We start from the raw sequence: 23,579 nt of genomic DNA, 5'->3' as shown, positions 1-23,579 counted from the left end.
TTAACACATTAATTAATAGCTTCTGCTTCTTTTAACATAAAATTTTTAAAAGCATAAATTCTGGCATCATTTCTTAATTCATAATTAAAACATAATGAAATTGACATTTCTGGCCCTTCTAATTGTGATAAAATTTCTTTAAGAGCAATCATTTCAAATTCCATCCAATCAGGTAACGAGGCAATTCCCATTCCTACTTCAGTAGCTTTGGCTATTCCATAGATGCTAGAAACCTCAAAAACTGGTTTTCTTGGCCTTTTATTTTCTTTACCTATAGTTAATAGCCAGTTTAATCTATACCTATCTAAAGGTGGCTGCGCATCTTCTCCATAAGAAATAATTTTATGATTATCTAATTCACTACTTGTCTTAGGATATCCATTTTTCGAAATATAATCATCAGATGCAAATATTTTGTACTTACAGTTTGCTAACTTAATTTGAATATCATCCTGTGATACGCTCGGCGTCATTCTTACCTCCACATCAGAATTAAAGTTAGTGACCCTAGGCTCTGAATCTCTTAGGCTAAGAGCTACATTAATGTCAGGATATAAAGATTTAAATTTTGACATTCTAGGCGCAACCCACAACGCACCAAAAGCATTTGTTGCTGTTACATTTAATCTACCAGATGGCACATCCATATCTTCTAAAAGTTGATTATGCGTTTTACTAATGTCAGATGCCAAAATTTCTACAGAAGACGAAAGACGCATACCAGCTTTAGTCAACGAAATTCCATCTGAATTTCTTAAAAATAATTTTACACCTAACTCATTTTCTAGAGCTTTCATCTGCCTACTCAAAGCAGATTGACTTACATGTAAAATATAAGATGCTTCAGTAATATTCCTTGTTTGAGCAACAATATTAAATAAACGTAATCTATCCCATTTCATAAAACCACCTCAAAATTATTACGATATTTAAATTAGTAGACATCTAAAAGATATCTTTTTTCCTTTTTAAGATTTTTTATATAATCCACAGATACTTCATAGGAACAGTCTAACTGTGATCTGATTATTTTGTGCAACATCGAGTTCACGTCTTTAGCCATTTTATGTGCATCTCCACATACATATATATAGGCACCGTTTTCAATCCATTGAAAAAAATCTGATCTTTCATCATACATTTTATCTTGTACATAAATTTTTTCTTTCTGATCTCTTGAAAATGCTAAATTTAACTTTTGTAAAATATTATCTTTTTTCATTAGTTTAATTTGGTCGCAATAAAGGTAATCATTCATTTGTGTTTGGGCTCCAAAAAAAAGCCAGTTTTTTCCAATGCTTCTATTTGCCTTTCTTTCTTGTAAAAATGATATGAATGGTGCAACACCAGTTCCAGGACCAATCATTATTATTGGTTTTTTTTGATCTTTTGGAAGTCTAAAAAATTTATTAGGTATTAAAAAGATTTTAATTTTTGAACCTTTTAAACATTTGTCTGATAAAAAAGTAGAGCATACACCCCCATAACTTCTTGAATTATTGCTCCACCGCTCTGTAGAAACAGTCAAGTGAATTTGATTAGGATATACTAAAGAACTTGAGGATATTGAATAAGCTCGATGTTGAATAGGTTTCAAAAGAGTTAAAAAAACATTTAAATCTATCTTCAAGCTCTTGTCTAAATTCATAAAATCTAAGATGTCTTTTCCATATTTAAATTTCGCCAGTGCTTCTTTATCATGTCTTAAAATAACATCATTAAGTTTTTGATATAGCGTGTTTTCATTAATGAAGTGGATCAATCTATTTGTAGGAGTTAAAATTTCATAATCATTCTCTAGCAAATCAAATAAAGAACTATCATATCCATCGGGTATAGTTGATGGTGAAGCATCAAGCCTAGATATTATAGAATTTATTAATTCATTATTGTTTTTGGGTATTACTCCTAAGCTGTCACCTGGTTCATATTTTATTTTACTATTACCAAGATCAATTTCATAATGCCTTATTTCTCTATTTGATTTCTCACCAGACAAGAGTTGACAATCATATATTTCTGCTAAATATGGTTTTTTTCTGTTCCAAATCATTATTAAAATAACTCTAAAAAGTACAAAGTTTTATTATTTTATTATAATATAATTATTAATTTTATTAGATTATAGCAATATTTAAGTCTAATAATGATTAAAAATATATTTGTAGAGTATTGATGAATGTGGGAAATAATTGTAATATTGTCAATGATACAAGGAATTACGGAGTTTCTCCCTATTTCTTCAAGTGCTCATTTGATATTATTCCCCAAGTTTTTTAATGATTTTACAACAAATAGAGGCTTTGATGTAGCTTTACATTTTGGAACTCTTCTAGCAGTTTTAATATATTTAAAAAAAGATATTTTAAAGATATTTTTAGAAACTGTATCTCCGGACAGAAATAATTATAGGGGTTTCATTGATTTTAAAAATGTAATTATAAGTACCGTACCTATTATTATTATAGGTTTTTTAGTACATTTATTTGAGATAAATATAATCCGCAACCTTGAAATTATTGGTTGGTCAACGCTAGTTTTTGGAATTTTGTTGGGACTTGCAGATAAAAATCTTAGAGTTAGAAAATTAATTGACAATTTAAATTTAAAAGATGCGTTACTTTTAGGATTAGCTCAAACTTTAGCAATAATTCCTGGAACAAGTCGATCAGGAATTGTTATAACCGCTGGCCTTTTAAGTGGATTTAGTCGTTACGATGCATCTAAATATTCATTATTACTATCAATACCAGTTATCATTGCAGCTACTACTCTTGAAACAATCTCTTTATACAATGAATCAGGTGTTTTTGTTACTAAGCAAATGCTTCTGGGTATTTTAATTAGCTTTATTACATCTTACTTAACAATCAATTTTTTTATGAAATGGATAAGTGGAGCTTCACTAAAAATTTTTGTCATTTATAGAATAATATTAGGAATAACAATTTTATTATATGCTTACTTTTAATAAATTTTAATTTTTATAAATTTTTGTTAATTCCTTTTTCATGCTTGTGGCTTTTATGTCTAAAGCCTCTAAACCAGGATGCTTTCCATTTAAGATATTATCTTTCCTTAAAAGCTTCATCTGATCTACGGTAAATGGTGGTTTAGGTAAAAGTTGAAGAAAAAATGCTGGAAAAATCATAAGGTTAGGACTTAGAGGTATTAACAACCTTTTTATATTTTTGATATCAAGTAATATTTTCAACAATTCTTCAAAAGTATATGCAAATTTTCCACCTATTTCGAAAATATTACCTTTTATATCTTTCTTTGAAATTAATTTAATTATCGCTAAAACAACATCATCAACGAATATAGGCTGAAATTTTGTGTTTTTAGATATTAGAGGTAAGGCAGGAGAAATTGATGACATTTTAGAGAATTGACCAAAAAAATTATCACCTTTTCCAAATAATAAAGAAGGCCTTAATATTTTAGCCTTTGGAAAATTTTCTAATAACCTTTTATCCCCAATAGCTTTACTTCTTGAGTATTTGCTATCTGAAAACTCTGAAACACCCAAAGCTGAAACATGAACAAATGTTTCAATATTATTTTTTAAACATAATTCACCCAAGAGAGAAGGAAGCTCAGAGTGAACCCTATCGAAGTCACCAGCCCTGTTTTCATAAAGAATGCCACATAAGTTAATAACGCAGTTTACTTCTTTCAAAATTTTTTCAATAATTTTTGAATCAGTCCCTATCCAATCAAATATTTTTATATTTATATTAGAGTTATATTTCTGGAGATCTTTACGTGTCCGACTGTTTCGGGCTAGTAAATAGATTTGTAAATTATCATTTAACAACGAAGAAATTAATTTATTTCCTAGAAAACCAGTGCCTCCAAGTATGAGAATTTTTTTGTTTTTAATAGAACCCACTGATTTTACCTTCATAAATTGTTTCAAGTATAAAAATATATAGATGATTTGTTATCATAATATGATATTATAACATTTATATTTTTTTTAAAGTGTTGCGTGTAATAAATGACTTATTTTCTTCATCAAAATGACATTCCGTCAGACATAAGCTTTGGTAGTGTTATAGCTATAGATACCGAAACTATGGGACTAAACTTACAAAGAGATCGTCTTTGCTTAGTTCAGTTGTCAAGTGGAGACGGAAATGCTCACCTTATACAAATCACAACAGAGGCTATTAAAAAAAAGGAAAGTTTTTCAAATTTAAAAAAAATATTCAGAGATAATAAATCAATTAAATTATTTCATTTTGCTAGATTTGATATTGCTGCTATTGAAAAAAATATATGCGAAATCAATGGTTCAATATATTGCACCAAAATAGCTTCAAAGCTAACAAGGACTTTTGGTGCCAGACATGGCCTAGCTGATTTATGTAGAGATTTACTTGGATTTGAATTAGACAAACAAAATCAGACCTCTGATTGGGGAGCTAAAACGTTAAATCCATCACAGTTAAAATATGCTGCCTACGATGTTTTATATCTTCACCAAATTAAGAAAAAGTTAGATTTACTTCTCCAACGTGAAAATAGAGAAGATTTAGCTAAGTTTTGTTTTGATTTTTTAAAAACAAGATCAAAATTAGATTTAACTGGTTTTGACAATTTAGATATTTTTTCACATTAATTATTTATTATTTTAGAGAAGTTTTTAGGGACAATGCTTAGATTAATTAATAAGAAATTTATCTTTGCTTCATTAATCATAACTTTAGTTTTAATTTTTATAATTAATATTTTTGTAAGTGAATTTTATAAAAACAATAATAATGCTATAATTAAAACAAAAAAAGAAGACTTAGAAAGAATTAGTGGAGTACGAATTCACCAAAAGAATAAAAGAGGTGAAAAATTTTTAATAGTAGCTGAAACTCTCCAAGAGAGTAAAACTGAAGCTAATAAAGTTATTTTAGAAAACTCTTTAACTACAATTGATAAAAATGGTATTTTAACAGAAATTATTGCAGGCCATGCTATAGTATCAAATAACTATGAAAACTTTGATTTTTCGAATAAAGTAAAAATCATAAAAAGGACAAGAAATTTTGTTTTAGAAACAAAAACCTTAGTTGGAACATTGAAAAAAGGTAATTTTTCTACAGTTGACAAAGTTAAAATTATTTCAGGAAATACCAAAATTAACGGAAACGGTTTAGATTTAAGAAAGAACGGGGAATATATTAAAATTAAAGGAAAAGCAGTTTTGACAATGCTTTTATCAAGAAAAAATGAAACCTAAAAAAATTTATCTTTTAATATTTTATTTAATATTCTCTTTGTGCCCATATCTTGCCTTATCAAAAGAGGATCAAAAAGAAAAATTATCCAAACTTACAGTAGAGGCAGATGAATCCCTCGAATGGTTTGAGAAAGAAAAGTATTACTTAGCAAAAGGAAACGTAATATTAAGAAAAGATGGCCTAATACTAAAAGCAAATTTAGTTAAAGCTATATATATAGAAGAAAATGGCGAAAATAAATTAACAAAAATAACTGCTAAAACAAATGTTATTTTAACAAAAGGTAAAGCTAAAGCAACAGGGCAATTTATGACATATGATCTAAATTCTAAAATTGCATTGATAACTGGGTCATTTCAAACTTTTTCATCTCCATCAGGACATATTGAGTCTTCAAAAATGATTAAATTTAATGATTTAAATAAAAAAGCTGAAGCAAGCGGGAATGTCAAAATCACTTTACCAAATAAAACAACAATTTTTGGAGAAAACGTTAAAGCAGACTTTACAGGTAAAGAACAAACTTTAAAAAAAGCTACCGCCAAGGGAAATGTAGTTATTGAAAATGTAAAAAAAGAACAAAAATCAAAAGCTGATTTAGGAGTTTACAACTCTTCGGATGAAATCATAAAACTAACGGGAAACGTTGTTATAATTAATAAAAAATCAACTATTAGAGGTTCTAGGGGAATAACAAACCTTAAATCTGGCATAAGCAACATAATTGGAAATCGAAAAAAAGGACAACGAGTAAAGGGAGTGTTTTCACCCACCAAAAATAAAGTTAAGGGAGATTAAACTGAGTACATTAAAAGAAGAATTAGAAAGATTGAAGGCATACTCATCAAGTAATATTTCCAGCACAAAAGCTAATATTTTCCCTGATGAACGTCAAATACAATTAAAAGACGGATTATTAATTGATTCTATTTCAAAAACTTATGATAAGAAGGCTGTGGTTAATCAAGTTTCTATGAATCTTGAAAAAGGAGAAGCTGTAGGACTCCTTGGCCCTAATGGAGCGGGTAAAACTACTTGTTTTTATATGATAGCAGGTTTAATAGATTGTGATAAAGGAGACATTTTACTTAACAAATCTAGTATAAGTCACTTGCCGATGCATGTTCGTGCAAGAAAAGGAATTGGATATTTACCACAAGAATCATCTATATTCAAAGGATTAACTGTTGAAGAAAACATATTATCTATTTTAGAAATTTTGAATATTACAACGAATGAAAAATATGAAATATTAGAAGACCTATTGGCAGAGTTTAATATTAATCATATAAGAAACTCATATGGTGCAACCTTATCTGGTGGAGAAAGAAGACGTGTTGAAATTGCAAGAGCCTTGGCAACGAATCCTAGTTATATTTTGCTAGATGAACCACTTGCTGGTATAGACCCCATTGCAGTCAATGATGTTAAAAATTTAATTAATAAATTGAAATCAAAAAATATAGGAGTCTTAATTACAGATCATAATGTGAGAGAAACATTGGATATAGTAGATAGAGCTTATATACTATTTAATGGATCACTGATAATGACAGGTACTCCAAGCCAAGTAAAAGCTGATAGAAGAGTTAGAGATGTTTATCTTGGAAATAGTTTTTTTTAATCTCAAATTTTATTAAATATGTTCTTGACTGATTTGTTTGATGGTATTATCAAAACACACAAATTTAATTTTGGTAAGTTTTTAATAGGATATAGGAATGAATATCAATGATATCTTGTCAGAGGAATCAATTTTAATTGATTTTAATGCCTCAAGTAAAAAACATGTCCTTGACGCCTTGAGCACATTAGCTGAAAGAAAAATTAAAGTTAGCCACAAAACAATATTAGATAACTTAATTAAAAGAGAAAAGCTTGGTTCAACAGCTGTTGGTAATGGGATAGCCATTCCCCACACCACTGAAAGTTCACTAGATAAACCAATAGGTTTTTTAGCTATTTTGTCCAGTGGCCTTGATTTCAATGCAAATGACGATCAGCCGGTAGATATCATTTTTTTACTTTTAGCACCCTCTAATAATGGTTCTAAACATCTGCAAGCACTTGCCCTTGTATCGAGATTGCTAAAAAAAGACGAGCTCATTACCAAGTTAAGAGGGTGTAAGACTAGTCAAAGTGCAATAGCTGTAATTTCACAAACCATTCAAGATGAAGCTGCTTAAATCATTATTTGTTAACCTGATTTAAAATTGGCTTTTTATCTATAAAATTTAATATAGATTTGATTGCTTCTTCAGCTATGTCGTTAAAGCATTCATCTGTCCAACATAATGCGTGTGGAGTAATGACAACATTGCTAAAAGACAAAAGCTTACTATCTAATGAAATAGGTTCTGTATTTGTAACATCCAAACCTGCTCCAGAAATTGCTTTATTCTCTAATGCCTTTTCTAAATGTCTTTCATTGATAACTGGACCTCTTGAAAGGTTAAAAATATAAGCACTTTCTTTCATATTTGACAAAAATGTTTCGTTTATCATTCCTTTAGTGCTTTCATCAAGATTACAGAGAATCACAATAAAATCACATTTTGATGATAATTGATGTAAATCTGATTTTACAGCACCTTTTTCATGAATTTGCTGTTCCGACAAAAAAGGATCGTATGCTAAAATATTTTTAAAAAAAGGCTTCGAAAGCTTTATTGTTTCTGTACCTATGCTTCCAGCTCCAATAATACCCAAAGTTTTTTTTGAGAGACCTACGCCCATATTGTTAGTTCTCTCATTCCAATTTCCTTCTCGAACCAGTTTATCTTTAATTATCAATTTGCTTGCCATTGCAAATATCATTGTTAAAGCAGCAACTGCCACAGGTCTTCTCACGGCATTAGGCGTGTTAGTTACAACTATACCTTTCTCTTTCATAGCAGCTATGTCAACAGAATCAAAGCCTACACCAAAACGAGAAATTATTTTGAGTTTACAATTTTTATTTGAAACAGTTTCTAAATTAGCTTTTGGAAGATTAAGAAGTATAGCGTCAAATTGTGATGCCATTTTAGATGAAACTTCTGTAATAGAGTTATCCATCCAAAAAAATTCAATATCTTTTCTTACTTTCAATAACTCTAGAGGAGCGTCTCCAAAACAAGGTTTATTTTCGCTATTCAGCAAATCACCAGAAATTCCAACTTTAAACATTTTAGATTCTCCGTAAGGCTTTATTTTTTAGTTTAATAAATTTGATATTCCATCACCTAAAAGTTTCATTTCCGTTCCTACTGCAATTATATTAAAACCAAGATTAGAATACATTTCAAGCTCCGACTTACTATTAACCATTATACCAAGACTTTTATTGTTCGATTTTGCGGCAGATACAATTCTATTTATAGCATCTAAATAAATTGGAGATTTGAAATCTCCTGGTATTTCTAGAAAGTTTGTTAAATCAAAATGACCTACCCATAAACAATCAACACCATCAATTGAAGCTATTTCTTCTACATTTTTTAAACCTGAGCTAGTTTCGATTTGGATAATATTTATGAGTTTTTTATTAGCTTCTTGCATGTAAGACAATGGATTTTTATTCACATAATTATCATGGGCAAAACCAAATCCAGCCCCTCTCAAACCTAAAGGTGGATATTTAGAAGATTGAACTATGGTTTTTGCTTCTTCAGCACTATTAACCATAGGGGTCATTATACCAGCCGCTCCGAGGTCTAGAGCTCTAGTTATATAGTTATAACTTAATTCTGGTATTCTTATAAAAGGAAGTATCTTATTCGCGTTACTTATAGCCGCCAAATTTTTAAATTGCTCTAAGGAAAGTCCACCATGTTCCATATCAAATATTATAAAATCACATCCAGCATTTTTTAATATTAGAGGAATACCTGGGCTAAAAAATTCAAATATCATTGCACCACGTATTTGGTCTGAGTTTATAATTCTATTCTTAAAGTCCATAGCACTCTCCAAAACATCAAACAGACTTATATTATAATGTAAAGTTTAACTATGGAAAGTTAATTTATATATTTAATAACCTAGAGTTCTATCTACAGTATTTGGTGGAACAATGTTATTATCAAGACATTTGATAGCGTTAGCTATTTGTTTAGCAGCAGTTTCTGGATTAGTTTCAGCAGCAACATGAGGCCATAACCTAATATTGTCTTGTTTCCAAAAAGGATGGTTTTTAGGTAAAGGTTCATTCCTGTAGACATCTAAAACAGCATTCGAAATATGCCCTGATCTACAACTATCTAACAAATGATTTTCGTCAACATGCTCGCCTCTGCCAGCATTAATAAAACACGATCCTTTTTTCATGTTTATAAATTTATGTTTATTGAAGATATTTTCTGTTGACGGTGTAAGTGGAAGGAGACAAACGTGAATATCACTATTTGTGATTAATGCTTGAAAACCCTCACTTCCAGACAAACATGTAATTGTTTTAATTTTTTTTTTAGTTCTACTCCAACCTTGTACATTAAAACCCATGTAGCTAAGATCTTTCGCTACCACACTACCGATAGCTCCAATACCATAAACTCCAATTTTTAATGATAAAAAGTTTTTTTCATCTCTTGGTTTATATATTTTTGTATTTTCTTGACTAAAATATCCATAAGTGTCTCTTATAATATTTAATATGGATAACAAAACCCAATGGCTCATTGATTTAGCCATATAAGGATCAACTATCCTGACTACAGGAATATTTTCAGGAATTAAATTTCCATTTAATATGTGATCAACACCTTGACCTAAAGATATTAACCCTTTTATCCTAGTCATTTTATTTAAATAATTCAGAGGTGCTTTCCATAATAAAGCAACAGTTGCAAACTTTGCTTCTTCTGACAAAAGAGGCACCAACTTTAACGATGGGTAATAGAACTTTAATCTTTTACTCCAAGTGTTTTGAACCTCTATAGAAGTTCCTTTACTATAAAAAGCTACTATAGTCATTTTTAAAATTTCCAGTTTTAAAATAAATGGTGGAGCTAAGCGGGTTCGAACCGCTGACCTCTACACTGCCAGTGTAGCGCTCTCCCAGCTGAGCTATAGCCCCCAATTTATATTTAATTTTTTTGATCTTCTATAATTTCTACGCCAGTCTCGTCATCTTCATTCATATCAGTTTCTTCAATATAATGGACATCATCAGAAATACTATCGTTCTCGTCACTATCATTATTTTTATCATCTTTATTTATTTCCAATATCGGATCATCATCATTCACTACTTCTTCGTCGTTCTCAACCTCTATTTCATCTATATTGTTTATATCATCGTTGTTTTCAATAGCTACTTTTGGTGAAAAATTTTTGCCTTTTCTACTTTTTAAATATACATCGGGGTCAAATTCCACCTTACATGAAGGACACGTAATAGGAGATTTATTAAAATCATAATATTTAAATCCACAAGCTGGACATATTCTTTTTACACCCCATTCAGGCTTGGCCATTAATCTTCTCCTCTATAATAAAAATACACAAACCGATTAGACTAAAAAAAGTAACTCTGTCAAAATATTTTTAATAATTATGTTAATTTTTAGAAATTTAGTTATATATTATTGATATTTTTTTAAAAAGGTTAAATCAGATTGAATTCTATAATATCACATAAAAGCTCAAATTTATCAGGTGAAATGATAGTCCCTGGAGATAAATCTATATCACATAGATCTTTAATAATTGGTTCTGCAGTCACTGGCAAAATAATTGTTAATAATCTCTTAGAAAGTGAAGATGTCCTAGCAACAGCTAATGCACTTAGAAAAATGGGAGTATCTATCAACAAATTATCTAATAATAAATGGGAGGTTTTTGGAAGTGGAATAGGTTCTTTATCAGGTATCAATAATATTTTGGATATGGGAAATTCTGGAACAGGTGCACGATTATTAATGGGCCTAGTTGCAGGTTCAGACGTTGAAGCAACCTTCATAGGTGATCAATCTCTCTCAAAAAGACCCATGAAAAGAATTATATCACCCTTGATTGAAACTGGCGCCACTATAGAAAATTTTAACAATGATACCCTTCCCATTAAGATAAAAGGAAGTAAAATTACATTACCTATAGAATATGAAAGTACAGTAGCATCTGCCCAAGTTAAATCTAGCATCCTACTTGCTGGCTTATCATCAATAGGAACAACATCTATTATAGAACCCTCACTATCAAGAGATCATACTGAAAGAATGTTGAAATATTTTGGCGCTAAAATTGAAACAATTAAATTAAAAAATTCAAAGTGGAAAATCATACTTGAGGGCATTCCTTCACTTAAACCATTAGACATAAATGTCCCATCAGACCCATCTAGTGCCTCATTTCCAATTGTCTCAGCATTAATTACTCCCAATAGCAAGGTTAAAGTTATGAATGTGTGTGTAAATGAGTTGAGAACAGGTTTATTCAAGACACTTATAGAAATGGGCGCTAAGATTAAATTTATGAATTCAAGAGAAATGAATGGTGAATTAATTGCTGATATAGTTGCTGAGACAAGTAAATTAAATGGCATAACTATTCCTAAATCAAGAGCTGCTTCTATGATTGATGAATATCCTATACTGGCAATTGCGGCAGTTAAGGCAGAAGGAGATACTATCATGGAAGGTGTTGAAGAGCTCAGATATAAAGAAACTGATAGAATCAAATCAGTTTGCGAAGGGCTACAAAAGGTGGGAGTACAAACAATTGATACTCATAATAGTATGATAGTTAAAGGGATAGGCCCTCAGGGGCAAATAAATCAAAACGTTGAGATTAACTCAAATTTGGACCATAGAATTGCAATGAGTTTTTTGTGTCTGGGTCTAATAAGCGAAAAGCCAATTAAAGTAGATAATACTGATACCATAAAATCATCATTTCCTTTTTTCTTAGATAAAATGAAAAAAATTGGTGCTAAGTTTGAACAACTGTAAATTAAAAAAATATTAAGTTATTAATAAAATGATTGAAATAGCAATTGATGGCACAGCAGCATCAGGAAAAGGAACTTTAGCAAGAAGATTGTCTGTTAAATATGATTTCCCTCATTTAGACACAGGTTCTATGTATAGAATGGTAGCTTTAGAATTGATTAATGATAAAAAAAACGATTACACAAATTTAGAAATAGAAAGTTGTAAAATTGCTAAGAAATTAAGTTTTAAGCAATTAGAAAATAATAAATTAAGAACTGAAGTAGTAGCAGCTCTAGCTTCAAAGATTGCATCCTTTCCAGGCCTTAGAGAGACACTTAATTTAAAACAGATAGAATTTGCTAATGTTAATAAGGAAAAATATGGTGGTTGTATACTAGATGGACGAGATATAGGAACTAAAATCCTACCTAATGCAAATTTTAAATTTTTTATTAATGCTTCAGTAGAAATTAGAGCAAAAAGAAGACTTTTAGAAAAAAACATATCTTTCTTGCATGGGAATGATGAAGAGTGTATGTTGCAGTCTTTAATAATTGATATAACAAAGAGAGATTTATCTGATAGTAGAAGAAAGACATCACCTTTAGTACCAGCTGAAGATGCATTTATTATAGATACAAGTTCAATTAGTGCTGATGAGGTAATGTCAATTGCTACTAAAATTATTGAAAGAAGTAATAAAATAGTAGGTTGAAAAATGGAAATTTCAATCAATAAATTTAACATTTAACAAGCTGACACAAATATTTATAATTTAAGAGTTAATTCTTTAGTTTCCATAATTATAACCTCAGCACAATGCTTTTAAGCACATAATTAATAGGAGAATATATTGTCCCAAGCTGATATAACAGCCAACTCTACTAGTGAAAATTTTGCAGAATTACTAGATCAAAGCTTTCAAGAAATGGCAAGTATTGAAGGTTCAGTAGTATCTGGAACAGTTTTATCAATAGAAAAAGATATGATTTTAATAGACGTAGGACTTAAATCTGAAGGAAGAGTTTCTATAAGAGAGTTTGGAAATAGTGAAGATGATATTCAAATTAACCCAGGTGATATAGTTGAAGTCTATATTGAAAGATTAGAAGATATAAATGGTCATGCTGTTTTAAGTCGTGAAAAAGCAAAAAGAGAAGAATCATGGATTAATTTAGAAAAGGCTCTTGAAGAACAAAAGAGAGTTAACGGGGTTATATTTGGTAAAGTAAAAGGAGGTTTTACAGTTGACCTTGAAGGTGCTACTGCTTTCTTACCAGGAAGTCAAGTTGACATTAGACCAATAAAAGACTTGGGTGCCTTGATGGGTACTCCTCAACCATTTCAAATTTTAAAAATGGATAGAAGAAGAGGAAATATTGTAGTTTCTCGAAGAGCTGTACTTGAAGATAGTAGGGCTGAAGCTAAATCTGAATTAGTTGCTAATTTACAAGAAGGTCAAGTACTACAAGGTATTGTTAAAAATATAACTGATTATGGGGCATTCGTTGACTTAGGTGGTGTTGATGGATTATTGCATGTAACTGATATTTCTTGGAAAAGAATTAACCACCCTTCAGAAGCTTTGCAAATGGGAGAATCAGTTCAAGTTAAGGTTATTAAGTTTAATGACGAAACTCAAAGAATTTCTCTAGGAATAAAACAATTAACAGAAGATCCTTGGTTAAAAGTTATTGACAGATTTCCAGTGGGCTCCAAAATGAATGGCGTAGTTACTAACATAACAGATTATGGTTCCTTCGTAGAGTTAGAGGACGGTATTGAAGGTTTAGTTCATGTTTCTGAGATGAGTTGGACTAAAAAAAATGTTCACCCAGGTAAAATTGTATCAACTTCAGAAAAAGTTGAAGTAATTGTTCTTGAAATTGACGTGTCAAAAAGAAGAATTTCACTTGGAATAAAACAATGCATAGAGAATCCATGGAAATCCTATAAAGATAATAATAAGACTGGAATTACAATTGAAGGTGAGATAAGAAATATTACAGAATTTGGTCTTTTTATAGGGCTCTCTGACGATATTGATGGTTTAGTTCACTTGTCTGACCTTAGTTGGGACGGTAATGGTGACGAATTGATTAAAGGTTTTACTAAAGGTGACACTATAAAAGCCAAAATATTAGATATTGATGTTGATAAAGAAAGAATATCTCTTGGTATAAAACAATTGACCGAAGACCTAGCGTCATCAGAGATCGATAATATAAGAAAAGGCTCTACTGTTACATGTACAATAGCAGTAATCTCAGACAATGGCTTGGATGTGACTGTAGGCGATAATATTAAAGGCTTTATAAAGAAAAGTGACTTAGCTAGAGAAAGAAATGATCAAAGAACAGATAGATATGGAGTTGGCGATAAAGTTGATGCTACTGTTACAAATATTGATAAAAAACAAAGAAAAATTAACCTTTCTATCAAGGCTAGAGAAATCGAAGAAGAAAAGAAAGCTATGGCCGAATTTGGATCATCAGACAGTGGTGCAAGTTTAGGAGATATTCTTGGTGCTGCCTTGGCTAAAAAGGATAAAATTTCTAAAGAATAATAAATGAGGTATTAAATTGAATAAATCAGATCTAATAACAAAAATTGTTAATTTAAATCCAGGAGTTTATCAAAAAGATGCCTCAAAAATTGTAAATATTTTTTTTAATACAATTAGCAACGCTATTGTTAAAAACGATAGAGTAGAGTTAAGGGGTTTTGGAGTTTTTGGTTCAAAAGAAAGAGATGCTCGCATTGCTAGAAATCCAAAAAATGGATCAGTTGTAGCAGTTCCTGCAAAAAAGATCCCATATTTTAGAATGGGAAAAAATATGAAAGACCGTTTAAACAAATGATACTTACCACATTTGTATTTTAAAAGATGAGTAATAATTTTGAAATAAAAATATGTGGTATAAACGATAAATTGTGTATGGATGCTGCCATAGAAAGCAAAGCCGATTATATAGGTTTAGTTTTTTATGATAAATCTCCACGAAATCTATCTCTGGGTGATGCACAACAGTTATTAAAAAATCGTAACCGACATTCAAAAATAGTTGCCTTAACAGTTAATTCTGATGATGATTTTATTAAGGAAATTAAACAAAACATTAAACCTGACTACTTTCAATTTCATGGAAATGAAACTCCTTTAAGGTGTAAAGAAATTAAAGTAAAATTCGAAATTCCAATAATCAAAGGTATAGGAATTAAAAATAAATTAGATTTAATAAAAGCAAATCAAGATTATGAAAATTTATGTGATATTCTTCTTTTAGATTCACCTTCAACTATTTTACCAGGAGGTAATGGTGAAATGTTTAACTGGAATATTATAAAAAACTGTGAGCCACAAAAAAAATGGATGCTTGCAGGTGGCCTTAATATAAATAATATAGAACAGGCAGTTAAAATTAGTAATCCACCTGCAATAGATATTTCTTCTGGAGTTGAAATAAGTAAAGGGATAAAAGATCCAGAAATGATTAAAAATTTTATAACAAAATGTAGAAATATTTAATGGATGAAATATGACAAATATTAATTTAAATAGTTTGAGAACAGGTCCTGATTCTAATGGAAGATTTGGTATCCACGGCGGAAGGTTTGTAGCAGAAACACTTATGCCACTGGTATTAAACGTTGAAAAATCATACGAAGAAGCTCTTAAAGATCAGTTATTTTTAGATGATTTGGATATGTATAGAAGAGATTATATTGGTAGACCGAGTCCTCTATATTTTGCGGAAAGACTAACAGAATTTTTTGGTGGTGCTAAAATTTATTTAAAAAGAGATGAACTAAACCACACCGGAGCGCATAAAATAAACAATGTCGTTGGACAAATTTTATTGGCTAAAAGAATGGGTAAAAATAAAATAATTGCAGAAACTGGAGCTGGCCAACATGGAGTTGCAACTGCGACTGCTTGTGCCTTATTTGGTTTTGAATGTGAAGTTTTTATGGGAGCAAAGGATATAGAAAGGCAAAAGCCTAACGTACAAAGAATGCAACTTTTAGGTGCAAAGATTAACCCTGTTACTTCTGGAACTGGTACTTTAAAAGATGCTATGAACGATGCCCTTAGGTTTTGGGTATCAAACGCAAATACTCATTTCTATATCATAGGAACTGCTGCTGGCCCACACCCTTACCCTAAAATGGTTCGAGATTTTCAATCTATAATTGGAGAAGAAGCAAAAAAACAAATTTTAGAAAAAGAGAACTGTTTGCCCAATGCTCTCGTAGCATGTATTGGTGGAGGATCTAATGCTCTGGGATTGTTCCATCCTTTTCTTGATGACAAAGAGGTTGAAATTTTTGGAGTTGAAGCTGCTGGAAAAGGATTAAAAACAAACAAACATGCGGCTTCTCTCTCTGCAGGGACTCCTGGAATACTTCATGGTAATAGAACATATTTATTACAGGATAACGACGGACAAATTAATGATGCACATTCAATATCTGCTGGATTAGATTATCCAGGTATAGGACCTGAACATTCTTGGTTACATGACATTGGTAGGATTAAATATTTATCTACAACAGATGAAGAAAGCCTAGCGGCATTTAAACTATGTAGCAGATTAGAAGGAATAATTCCTGCACTTGAACCTGCACACGCTCTACATATTACTGGAAAATTAGCTACAAAAAGAAAAGGTGAAATCATAATAATGAATATGTGCGGAAGAGGCGATAAAGATTTATCCTCTGTTTTACCTTTGATTATGAAACCTTAAGGGTAAAATCAACAAATGAGTAGAATTCAAAATACATTTAATATTTTAAAACAAAACAATCAAAAAGCCCTAGGTATTTTCTTGACAGCCGGAGATCCTGATTTTGAAACGTCAATAAATATAATTGAACGATTACCAGATAATGGAGTAGATTTTATTGAAATAGGTATGCCTTTCTCTGATCCTATGGCGGATGGCCCCGCTATTCAGCTATCGAGCCAAAGAGCTCTGAAGTCTGGAATGAACCTAGAAAAATGTTTAAATCTTGTAAAAAAATTTAGAGAAAAAAATAATTATACTCCGATTATATTAATGGGTTATTACAACCCTATATATAAATATGGTAAAGAAGATTTTGTAACTAAATCTATTGATTGTGGTGTAGATGGTATAATCATTGTAGATTTACCTCCTGAGGAAGATGATGAATTGTATAATTATTCAGAAAAACAAGGCCTAAGTTTTATTAGATTGATTACGCCTACTACTACAAAAGACAGACTAGTTCAAGTTTTGAAAAAGGCTACAGGTTTCGTATATTATGTTTCAATCACTGGAATAACTGGTACTCAGGCTCCTAATGTTGACGATGTATCCATGAACCTAAAAAAAATAAAATCTATTACGGATATTCCAACTATCATAGGCTTTGGAATTCGTTCACCAGAACAAGCCTATTCAATGGCATCAATTTCCGACGGAATAGTTATTGGTTCAGCAGTAGTGGATTTAATCAAATCATCATCTGAGAAAGGTGAAAATAAAAAGGTCACTATTAAGTCTTGTATCGAATTTGTATCTAAAATATCAAATAGAATTAAACATAATTAAACCTTAATTTTTAAATATTTAATTAAAGAAAGAAAGGTAGAATATTGAATTGGATTAAAGAAACAGTATTACCTAGATTTAAGGCCTTTGTTAAAAGAGACGAGCCTGAAGAAATTTTATGGGTAAAATGTAAATCATGTTTACAAATGATCTTTCATAAAGAATTTCATGAAAGTAATAATGTCTGTAAAACTTGCGGATACCACGATCACCTTTCAGCTAAGGAGAGAATAGAATTCATATTTGATAAAGATAGTATTGAAAACATTTCCATGCCAAAACTAAATACCGACCCTTTAAAATTTAAAGATAAAAAAAAGTATAGTGACCGATTACAAGAAGCTCAAAATAAAACAAAACTAGATGATGCGTTATTAGTGTGCTTTGGTTCTATCAATAACATTCCTTTAGTTATAGCCTGCTTTGATTTTTCATTTATGGCTGGGTCTATGGGAAGACAAGTAGGTAATGGATTAATTTTAGCAGCTGAAGAAGCCATAAAAAGAAAATGTTCCCTGATGGTTGTGCCATCTTCAGGTGGAGCACGTATGCAAGAAGGTATTTTTTCACTTATGCAGATGCCCAGAACTACAATTGCTATCAATAGACTTAAAAAAGCTAAATTACCGTACATTGTATTACTTGCTAATCCAACGACTGGCGGCGTCACAGCTAGCTTTGCAATGTTAGGTGATATACATATAGCTGAACCTGGAGCGATTATTGGTTTTGCTGGCAGAAGAGTAATTGAAGAAACGGTTAAAGAAAAACTTCCAGAGGATTTTCAAACTGCGGAATACTTAAAATCACATGGCATGGTTGATTTAGTTATTCCTAGATCTGAACAAAAGCAAACAATATCAAATTTATTAAAAACATTAACTTTTTATAAAAAATAGATCATTTATTTTTAATTATACTTAACCACATGGTTCATCAAAAAAAATTAACAAACACTCTTAATAGAATGTTTTCCCTTCACCCTAAACTAATAGACTTTGATCTTACTAGATTAAATTTATTAATGAATAAATTTGGGAGTCCTCATAATCAATTAAGCAATGTCATCCATATTGCTGGAACAAATGGTAAAGGGTCAACTGCATCTTTCCTTAAAGAAATATTCGAAGCTCACAGCTATTCTGTTAATATCTATACTTCACCTCATTTAATCAACTTTAATGAACGCATTCGTATAAAGCAAAAAAAAATTTCTGAAGAAATGTTAATTGATATTTTAGAAGAAATTGAATCTAACAATAAAAATAAGCCAATTACTTTTTTTGAAATTACTACTGCTGCAGCTCTGATTGCATTTCACAGAAACCCCAGTGATATCAACATAATAGAGACTGGATTAGGTGGGAGATTGGATGCCACTAACATAATTGATAAAAAGAAACTTTGTATAATAACTAAAATAGGGTTCGATCATACTGAATATCTTGGTAAAACTATAGAAAGTATTGCTACAGAAAAAGCAGGAATACTTAGAGAAAGTCTTCCCATTATTATTGCTAAACAAAATAACCAAAAGGCTTATAAGACGCTTATAGAACGTGTTCAAAAAATGAAAGCAAACTTAATAGAATTAAAATCTATACCTTCATCAACTCCACTTGGTTTAAGAGGGAAACATCAATATGAAAATGCTTCTACAGCTTACACAGCTGCTAAAACAATAATACCCAATATATCTAAGTCAAATGTTATTAAAGGGTTACAAAGAACACAATGGCATGGAAGAATTGAATATATAGAAAAGGGACAAATTACTAAATTTAGAAATAATATTACTATTTTAGACGGCTCTCATAATGAAGATGGAGCCGTTGTTTTAGAAAATTTCCTTAACAACAATCCAATCAAAAAGTATGATTTAATTATTGGAATGTTAAATAATAGAAATCCTATTGAATTTGTAAATACTTTTAAAAAACATATAAATAGAATATTCGTTATCTCAATTCCTGGGGTTGAATCAGCCTATAGTTCAGAAGAATTATCTCAAGAATTAAAAAACATTCAACTAAGCATTTTTAGATGTGAAAGTTTAGAAAATGCACTACAAAGATCTGATAAAAATTTACCATTACTCATAACTGGTTCTTTGTATCTAACAGGACATGTATTAAAATATAATGAAACAGTCATTAACTGATGTGTTGTTGTTCAAATAGTTTCATTAACCCATGATTGAAGTGCTGACTTAGGAAGAGCTCCCATTTTTTCTGAAATTTTTTCACCATCTTTGAATATCATTAAAGCCGGAATACTTCTAATACTATAAGTTTGAGAAATTGAAGGGTTTTCGTCAACATTAATTTTAACAATTTTAAGCTTACTAGCCATTTCCTCGGATAACTCTTCAAGAGATGGGGCAATAGCCTTACATGGACCACACCATTCTGCCCAGAAATCAACTAAAACAGGCTGCTTTGAGTCCAAAACATCTATTTTAAAATTTTGATCATTTGTCTTATTGGTCGCCATATATAAGTCTCCTAATTTAATAATTATTATGTTTTTTGATATCTGTTTTCAAGGTTTTGAAGAAAATTATCTAATTCCCCTAAAAATTCAATTTTTTCGTCATCCTTCTCATTTTCATATTGATCTCTTAGTGTGTCTAGTTGATGGTATGATTTTGGAACAGTATTCCATTTTTCATTATCTGTACTTAATATTTGTTTTGCAATAATTTTATGAATTTTTTCGTAATCAAGTTGAGGAAGTATTTGTGGGGCTTCTTCATAGATTAATCTATGAGCAAAATATTGGTATCGTGGATCTTTAAATTGGTTTGAAATAAAAAACTTTTCTTCCCATTCTGCTTTATGAAACTGTAACATTTTTGATTTATCACTATTATCAGGGAAGCCTCCAATATATAAGCTATCCTCAGGGTCAATATCTACTTGTGATTTAAACATTTGTTTTTCTTCATTTTCTTCAAACAGTATTGTTTGAATTTTATTTTTAAAATCAATATTGTTTTTTATTAATTCAGCTCTTTCTTTAAGAATATTTAAGCCTAATGTCTTATAGGAAGGTATTTTTTCAATATAACTTTCATCCATTAATAATGGATTCTTATTATTTTTAATTTCTTTGATAAATTTTGGTTTAAGCTTCATTTTAGTTTTTAAATCCTTAATTGACATTTCAAAATAGTCAATTGGATCATGAATTAAGTCAAAACATTGTGGATAATTAAATTTATTTTTGCATACATATGTCACGGCATAAGAATTAAATTTACCAAAAAAATATTCATCCATACAAATTACATCATTTTTGAGAAGAAAATTATCTACCTCAATTTTATTACTATTACTTAACCCTGATTGCCAAACATTTTGGGCTTTATTTTTCAGAATTTGTGCAATTTCAATAGTAGCTTCGACATCACCCATTGCATCATGAGCATTATGTTTGATATCGTTTAACTGAGTTAACACATCTAATTTAAACACTTGGTTACCTTTCTCATTCAAACCAACGTTTATACATTCAGGATAGTAATATTTAGATGATCTGCTCATTCCTAAAACATCAGCTCTCCTATTACCATTAAATTGCGTTGTATAAGGCTCTAGTAATAGTTTAAAAAAAGTTTTTCTTAAAAACTCTTCGTCAAAACTAATAGTGTTGTAACCAATAAATATAGCTGGCGACCATTTATTAAAAACATCATAAACTTTTTTTATTAACTGATAATGGGATAAATTAACATTACTTAACATTTCTACAGAAGTTTTATTAACAATCAAAGCACCTGGTTCTGGTATTAAACCTTGCCTTAAGCGACACCTTTCTTCAAATCTATCTATTTCTTGAAAGTTACTATCAACTAAAATAGCTCCAATTTGAAGTATCTGGTCCCAGGTAGCATTTCTACCTGTTGTTTCCAAATCGTAAAAAACAAAATTCATGGGACTTGTTGCTCACTTTATTAATGTTATATTTTTATTAAATCGAGAATACCATTTCTGAGACCCATGCAAAGAAATTTTTCTAAAATTAGATAATTTTTTATCTACGCTATTAACCATTTCGATAGAAATATTTAACGGATCAAATTGTGAAATTTCTTTTGTAAATTTTGGCCATTCTAGAAAAATAATTTTTTTTTTAGATCTTCAAAAACACCAATTTCTTCAACTTCGTTAAAACTGTCAATTCTATAAAAATCGCAGTGCCATATCTCTATCTCATTATTGAAATAATAAGTGTTCACAATATTAAAAGTTGGACTTGGTATTTCTTTAAATCTGGTAAGTTTATTAATAATAGACTTACAAAGAAAAGTTTTTCCCACACCTAAGTCACCAGTAAAAGTAATTAAGTCCTGAGATTGAAATAAGTTTGTTAATGAATAACCTAATTTTCTCATTTCAATTTCAGATTTAACAACAAACTCTGATATTGATCTCATAATTTAATATCTATAATTATCAGATTTGAATGGACCTTTTACTGGAACACCAATATAATCTGCTTGTTCTTTTGATAACTTAGATAATGTTGCACCTACTTTATCTAGATGAAGTTTAGCTACTTTTTCATCTAAATGTCTTGGTAAAGTATAGACTTTATTATCATATTCATTGAATTTTTCCCAAATTTCAATCTGAGCAAGAACTTGATTTGTAAAAGAAGCACTCATAACAAAACTAGGATGACCTGTAGCACAACCTAAATTAACGAGCCTGCCTTTAGCTAAAACGATTAACCTTTTTCCATCTTGGAATTCAACTTCATCAACTTGTGGCTTGACTTCAGACCATTTCATGTTTTGTAAAGACTCAACTTGAATTTCTGAGTCAAAGTGTCCGATGTTACACACTATTGCTCTATCTTTCATATCCCTCATGTGATCAACTGTTATCACATCTTTATTACCTGTTGCAGTAACGAATATATCACCCCTAGGACAGGCTTCTTCCATGGAACAAACTTCGTATCCTTCCATTGCAGCTTGTAATGCACATATAGGATCGACTTCAGTTACTATAACTCTTGCGCCGCCTTGTCGAAGTGAAGCAGCTGATCCCTTACCAACATCACCAAAACCGGCGACAACGGCTACTTTACCCGACAACATTACGTCAGTAGCTCTTCGGATACCGTCAACCAAAGATTCTCTGCAGCCATACAGATTATCAAATTTAGATTTTGTAACTGAATCATTTACGTTGATGGCGGGAAATGGGAGGTCACCTTTTTCTGCCATCTGGTACAATCTTAGAACACCAGTAGTAGTTTCTTCCGTTACCCCTTTTATGCTATCCCTTACCTTTGTAAACCAACCAGGTGAACTATCCAATCTAAAGAGAATTTGAGCCTTTAAAGCCTCTTCCTCCTCATTTGCTGGAGAAGCAAGAATTTTCTCTCCATTCTCAGCTTTTGCTCCTAATATAATATAAAGAGTAGCATCTCCACCATCGTCAAGGATCATGTTAGCCACTGATCCATCAGACCAAGTGAAAATTTGATCAACATATTGCCAATATTCTTTTAGTGTTTCACCTTTTTTAGCAAAAACTGGAATATTTTGTTTAGCTATCGCAGCTGCAGCATGATCTTGTGTTGAAAAAATATTGCAACTAGCCCATCTGACACTAGCTCCAAGAGCAATCAAAGTTTCAATTAAAACTGCTGTTTGGATTGTCATGTGTAAGCAACCTGCAATCCTAGTTCCTTTTAATGGTTGATCTTTTCCGAATAGTTCCCTGCAGGCAGTAAGTCCAGGCATTTCTGTTTCAGCTATTGAGATTTCTTTACTTCCCCATTCTGCGAGACTTATATCTGTGATTGAGTAATCTGTCATGTTTATCCTTTAA

26 protein-coding genes and 1 tRNA gene are annotated in these 23,579 nt (G+C 30.7%); 15 read left to right on the top strand and 12 right to left on the bottom strand.

Going from position 1 to position 23,579, the window contains the following annotated elements:
- Positions 1 to 8: 8 nt before the first annotated feature.
- The gene (locus tag ABXT66_RS02915) at positions 9 to 902 is read right to left on the bottom strand and encodes a LysR family transcriptional regulator (RefSeq protein ID WP_443644168.1); all 894 of its coding nucleotides are present in this window, start codon (positions 900 to 902) and stop codon (positions 9 to 11) included.
- A 32-nt stretch (positions 903 to 934) separates the two neighbouring features.
- Complete coding sequence (locus ABXT66_RS02910) at positions 935 to 2,053, bottom strand: diflavin oxidoreductase (RefSeq protein WP_443644167.1); 1,119 nt, start codon at positions 2,051 to 2,053, stop codon at positions 935 to 937.
- A gap of 126 nt (positions 2,054 to 2,179) precedes the next feature.
- On the opposite strand from ABXT66_RS02910, the gene ABXT66_RS02905 reads away from it, so the two are divergent.
- Positions 2,180 to 2,971 (top strand): undecaprenyl-diphosphate phosphatase, encoded by a 792-nt coding sequence (locus ABXT66_RS02905; protein WP_443644166.1) that lies wholly within the window; start codon positions 2,180 to 2,182, stop codon positions 2,969 to 2,971.
- A gap of 6 nt (positions 2,972 to 2,977) precedes the next feature.
- Here ABXT66_RS02905 and ABXT66_RS02900 read toward each other — a convergent pair whose 3' ends face one another.
- A complete protein-coding gene (locus ABXT66_RS02900) occupies positions 2,978 to 3,910 on the bottom strand; it encodes a complex I NDUFA9 subunit family protein (RefSeq protein ID WP_443644165.1) in 933 nt (310 codons plus the stop codon).
- 93 nt (positions 3,911 to 4,003) lie between these two features.
- Between ABXT66_RS02900 and ABXT66_RS02895 the strand changes: the two genes are divergently transcribed.
- The 5 genes from ABXT66_RS02895 (at position 4,004) to ABXT66_RS02875 (ending at position 7,426) form a co-directional block, all read left to right on the top strand.
- Positions 4,004 to 4,627, top strand: a complete 624-nt coding sequence (locus tag ABXT66_RS02895; protein WP_443644164.1) for a ribonuclease D — start codon at positions 4,004 to 4,006, stop codon at positions 4,625 to 4,627.
- 33 nt (positions 4,628 to 4,660) lie between these two features.
- The gene (lptC, locus tag ABXT66_RS02890) at positions 4,661 to 5,239 is read left to right on the top strand and encodes an LPS export ABC transporter periplasmic protein LptC (protein ID WP_443644163.1); all 579 of its coding nucleotides are present in this window, start codon (positions 4,661 to 4,663) and stop codon (positions 5,237 to 5,239) included.
- Positions 5,229 to 6,038, top strand: a complete 810-nt coding sequence (locus ABXT66_RS02885) for an LptA/OstA family protein (protein ID WP_443644162.1) — start codon at positions 5,229 to 5,231, stop codon at positions 6,036 to 6,038. The genes lptC and ABXT66_RS02885 overlap by 11 nt, the downstream gene beginning before the upstream one ends.
- A gap of 76 nt (positions 6,039 to 6,114) precedes the next feature.
- The gene (gene lptB / locus ABXT66_RS02880; protein ID WP_443644715.1) at positions 6,115 to 6,864 is read left to right on the top strand and encodes an LPS export ABC transporter ATP-binding protein; all 750 of its coding nucleotides are present in this window, start codon (positions 6,115 to 6,117) and stop codon (positions 6,862 to 6,864) included.
- Between the two features lie 97 nt (positions 6,865 to 6,961).
- The gene (locus ABXT66_RS02875; RefSeq protein WP_443644161.1) at positions 6,962 to 7,426 is read left to right on the top strand and encodes a PTS sugar transporter subunit IIA; all 465 of its coding nucleotides are present in this window, start codon (positions 6,962 to 6,964) and stop codon (positions 7,424 to 7,426) included.
- A gap of 4 nt (positions 7,427 to 7,430) precedes the next feature.
- On the opposite strand, the gene ABXT66_RS02870 is transcribed toward ABXT66_RS02875, so the two are convergent.
- From ABXT66_RS02870 to ABXT66_RS02850, 5 genes are all read right to left on the bottom strand, one after another.
- Positions 7,431 to 8,408 carry a 2-hydroxyacid dehydrogenase gene (locus tag ABXT66_RS02870; RefSeq protein WP_443644160.1) on the bottom strand — a complete coding sequence of 326 codons (978 nt, stop codon included), beginning with the start codon at positions 8,406 to 8,408 and terminating at the stop codon, positions 7,431 to 7,433.
- Positions 8,409 to 8,435: 27 nt separating this feature from the next.
- Entirely contained in the window at positions 8,436 to 9,182 is a 747-nt protein-coding gene (locus ABXT66_RS02865) for an HpcH/HpaI aldolase family protein (protein WP_443644159.1), read from the bottom strand.
- Positions 9,183 to 9,254: 72 nt separating this feature from the next.
- Positions 9,255 to 10,193, bottom strand: a complete 939-nt coding sequence (locus tag ABXT66_RS02860; protein ID WP_443644158.1) for a 2-hydroxyacid dehydrogenase — start codon at positions 10,191 to 10,193, stop codon at positions 9,255 to 9,257.
- Between the two features lie 27 nt (positions 10,194 to 10,220).
- A tRNA-Ala gene (locus ABXT66_RS02855) sits at positions 10,221 to 10,296 on the bottom strand.
- A gap of 10 nt (positions 10,297 to 10,306) precedes the next feature.
- Complete coding sequence (locus ABXT66_RS02850) at positions 10,307 to 10,696, bottom strand: TIGR02300 family protein (RefSeq protein ID WP_443644157.1); 390 nt, start codon at positions 10,694 to 10,696, stop codon at positions 10,307 to 10,309.
- Between the two features lie 141 nt (positions 10,697 to 10,837).
- Between ABXT66_RS02850 and aroA the strand changes: the two genes are divergently transcribed.
- From aroA to ABXT66_RS02805, 9 genes are all read left to right on the top strand, one after another.
- Positions 10,838 to 12,169 (top strand): 3-phosphoshikimate 1-carboxyvinyltransferase, encoded by a 1,332-nt coding sequence (gene aroA, locus ABXT66_RS02845; RefSeq protein WP_443644156.1) that lies wholly within the window; start codon positions 10,838 to 10,840, stop codon positions 12,167 to 12,169.
- Between the two features lie 28 nt (positions 12,170 to 12,197).
- Complete coding sequence (cmk, locus tag ABXT66_RS02840) at positions 12,198 to 12,866, top strand: (d)CMP kinase (protein WP_443644155.1); 669 nt, start codon at positions 12,198 to 12,200, stop codon at positions 12,864 to 12,866.
- Positions 12,867 to 13,004: 138 nt separating this feature from the next.
- Positions 13,005 to 14,717: a 30S ribosomal protein S1 gene (gene rpsA, locus ABXT66_RS02835; RefSeq protein WP_443644154.1), complete on the top strand. Its 1,713-nt coding sequence runs from the start codon at positions 13,005 to 13,007 to the stop codon at positions 14,715 to 14,717.
- 16 nt (positions 14,718 to 14,733) lie between these two features.
- Complete coding sequence (locus ABXT66_RS02830; protein ID WP_443644153.1) at positions 14,734 to 15,012, top strand: HU family DNA-binding protein; 279 nt, start codon at positions 14,734 to 14,736, stop codon at positions 15,010 to 15,012.
- Between the two features lie 26 nt (positions 15,013 to 15,038).
- The gene (locus ABXT66_RS02825) at positions 15,039 to 15,680 is read left to right on the top strand and encodes a phosphoribosylanthranilate isomerase (protein ID WP_443644152.1); all 642 of its coding nucleotides are present in this window, start codon (positions 15,039 to 15,041) and stop codon (positions 15,678 to 15,680) included.
- Between the two features lie 10 nt (positions 15,681 to 15,690).
- Entirely contained in the window at positions 15,691 to 16,902 is a 1,212-nt protein-coding gene (gene trpB / locus ABXT66_RS02820; RefSeq protein ID WP_443644151.1) for a tryptophan synthase subunit beta, read from the top strand.
- Between the two features lie 15 nt (positions 16,903 to 16,917).
- Positions 16,918 to 17,733, top strand: coding sequence for a tryptophan synthase subunit alpha (trpA, locus tag ABXT66_RS02815; RefSeq protein WP_443644150.1), 816 nt, complete (start codon positions 16,918 to 16,920; stop codon positions 17,731 to 17,733).
- A gap of 44 nt (positions 17,734 to 17,777) precedes the next feature.
- The gene (accD, locus tag ABXT66_RS02810; protein WP_443644149.1) at positions 17,778 to 18,632 is read left to right on the top strand and encodes an acetyl-CoA carboxylase, carboxyltransferase subunit beta; all 855 of its coding nucleotides are present in this window, start codon (positions 17,778 to 17,780) and stop codon (positions 18,630 to 18,632) included.
- A 29-nt stretch (positions 18,633 to 18,661) separates the two neighbouring features.
- Positions 18,662 to 19,894, top strand: coding sequence for a bifunctional folylpolyglutamate synthase/dihydrofolate synthase (locus ABXT66_RS02805; RefSeq protein ID WP_443644148.1), 1,233 nt, complete (start codon positions 18,662 to 18,664; stop codon positions 19,892 to 19,894).
- 11 nt (positions 19,895 to 19,905) lie between these two features.
- Here ABXT66_RS02805 and trxA read toward each other — a convergent pair whose 3' ends face one another.
- From trxA to ahcY, 4 genes are all read right to left on the bottom strand, one after another.
- Positions 19,906 to 20,226 carry a thioredoxin gene (gene trxA / locus ABXT66_RS02800; RefSeq protein WP_443644147.1) on the bottom strand — a complete coding sequence of 107 codons (321 nt, stop codon included), beginning with the start codon at positions 20,224 to 20,226 and terminating at the stop codon, positions 19,906 to 19,908.
- 26 nt (positions 20,227 to 20,252) lie between these two features.
- Positions 20,253 to 21,668, bottom strand: coding sequence for an exonuclease domain-containing protein (locus ABXT66_RS02795; protein ID WP_443644146.1), 1,416 nt, complete (start codon positions 21,666 to 21,668; stop codon positions 20,253 to 20,255).
- Between the two features lie 179 nt (positions 21,669 to 21,847).
- The gene (gene tsaE, locus ABXT66_RS02790; protein ID WP_443644145.1) at positions 21,848 to 22,171 is read right to left on the bottom strand and encodes a tRNA (adenosine(37)-N6)-threonylcarbamoyltransferase complex ATPase subunit type 1 TsaE; all 324 of its coding nucleotides are present in this window, start codon (positions 22,169 to 22,171) and stop codon (positions 21,848 to 21,850) included.
- A gap of 3 nt (positions 22,172 to 22,174) precedes the next feature.
- Positions 22,175 to 23,566, bottom strand: coding sequence for an adenosylhomocysteinase (gene ahcY / locus ABXT66_RS02785; protein WP_443644144.1), 1,392 nt, complete (start codon positions 23,564 to 23,566; stop codon positions 22,175 to 22,177).
- Between the last annotated feature and the right edge of the window lie 13 nt (positions 23,567 to 23,579).

This window comes from Candidatus Levibacter sp. Uisw_134_01, from assembly GCF_047717795.1.
In the GTDB taxonomy this organism is placed as follows: Bacteria; Pseudomonadota; Alphaproteobacteria; order Puniceispirillales; family Marisalimonadaceae; genus Marisalimonas.
This window is presented reverse-complemented; position numbering and strand designations above follow the sequence as displayed.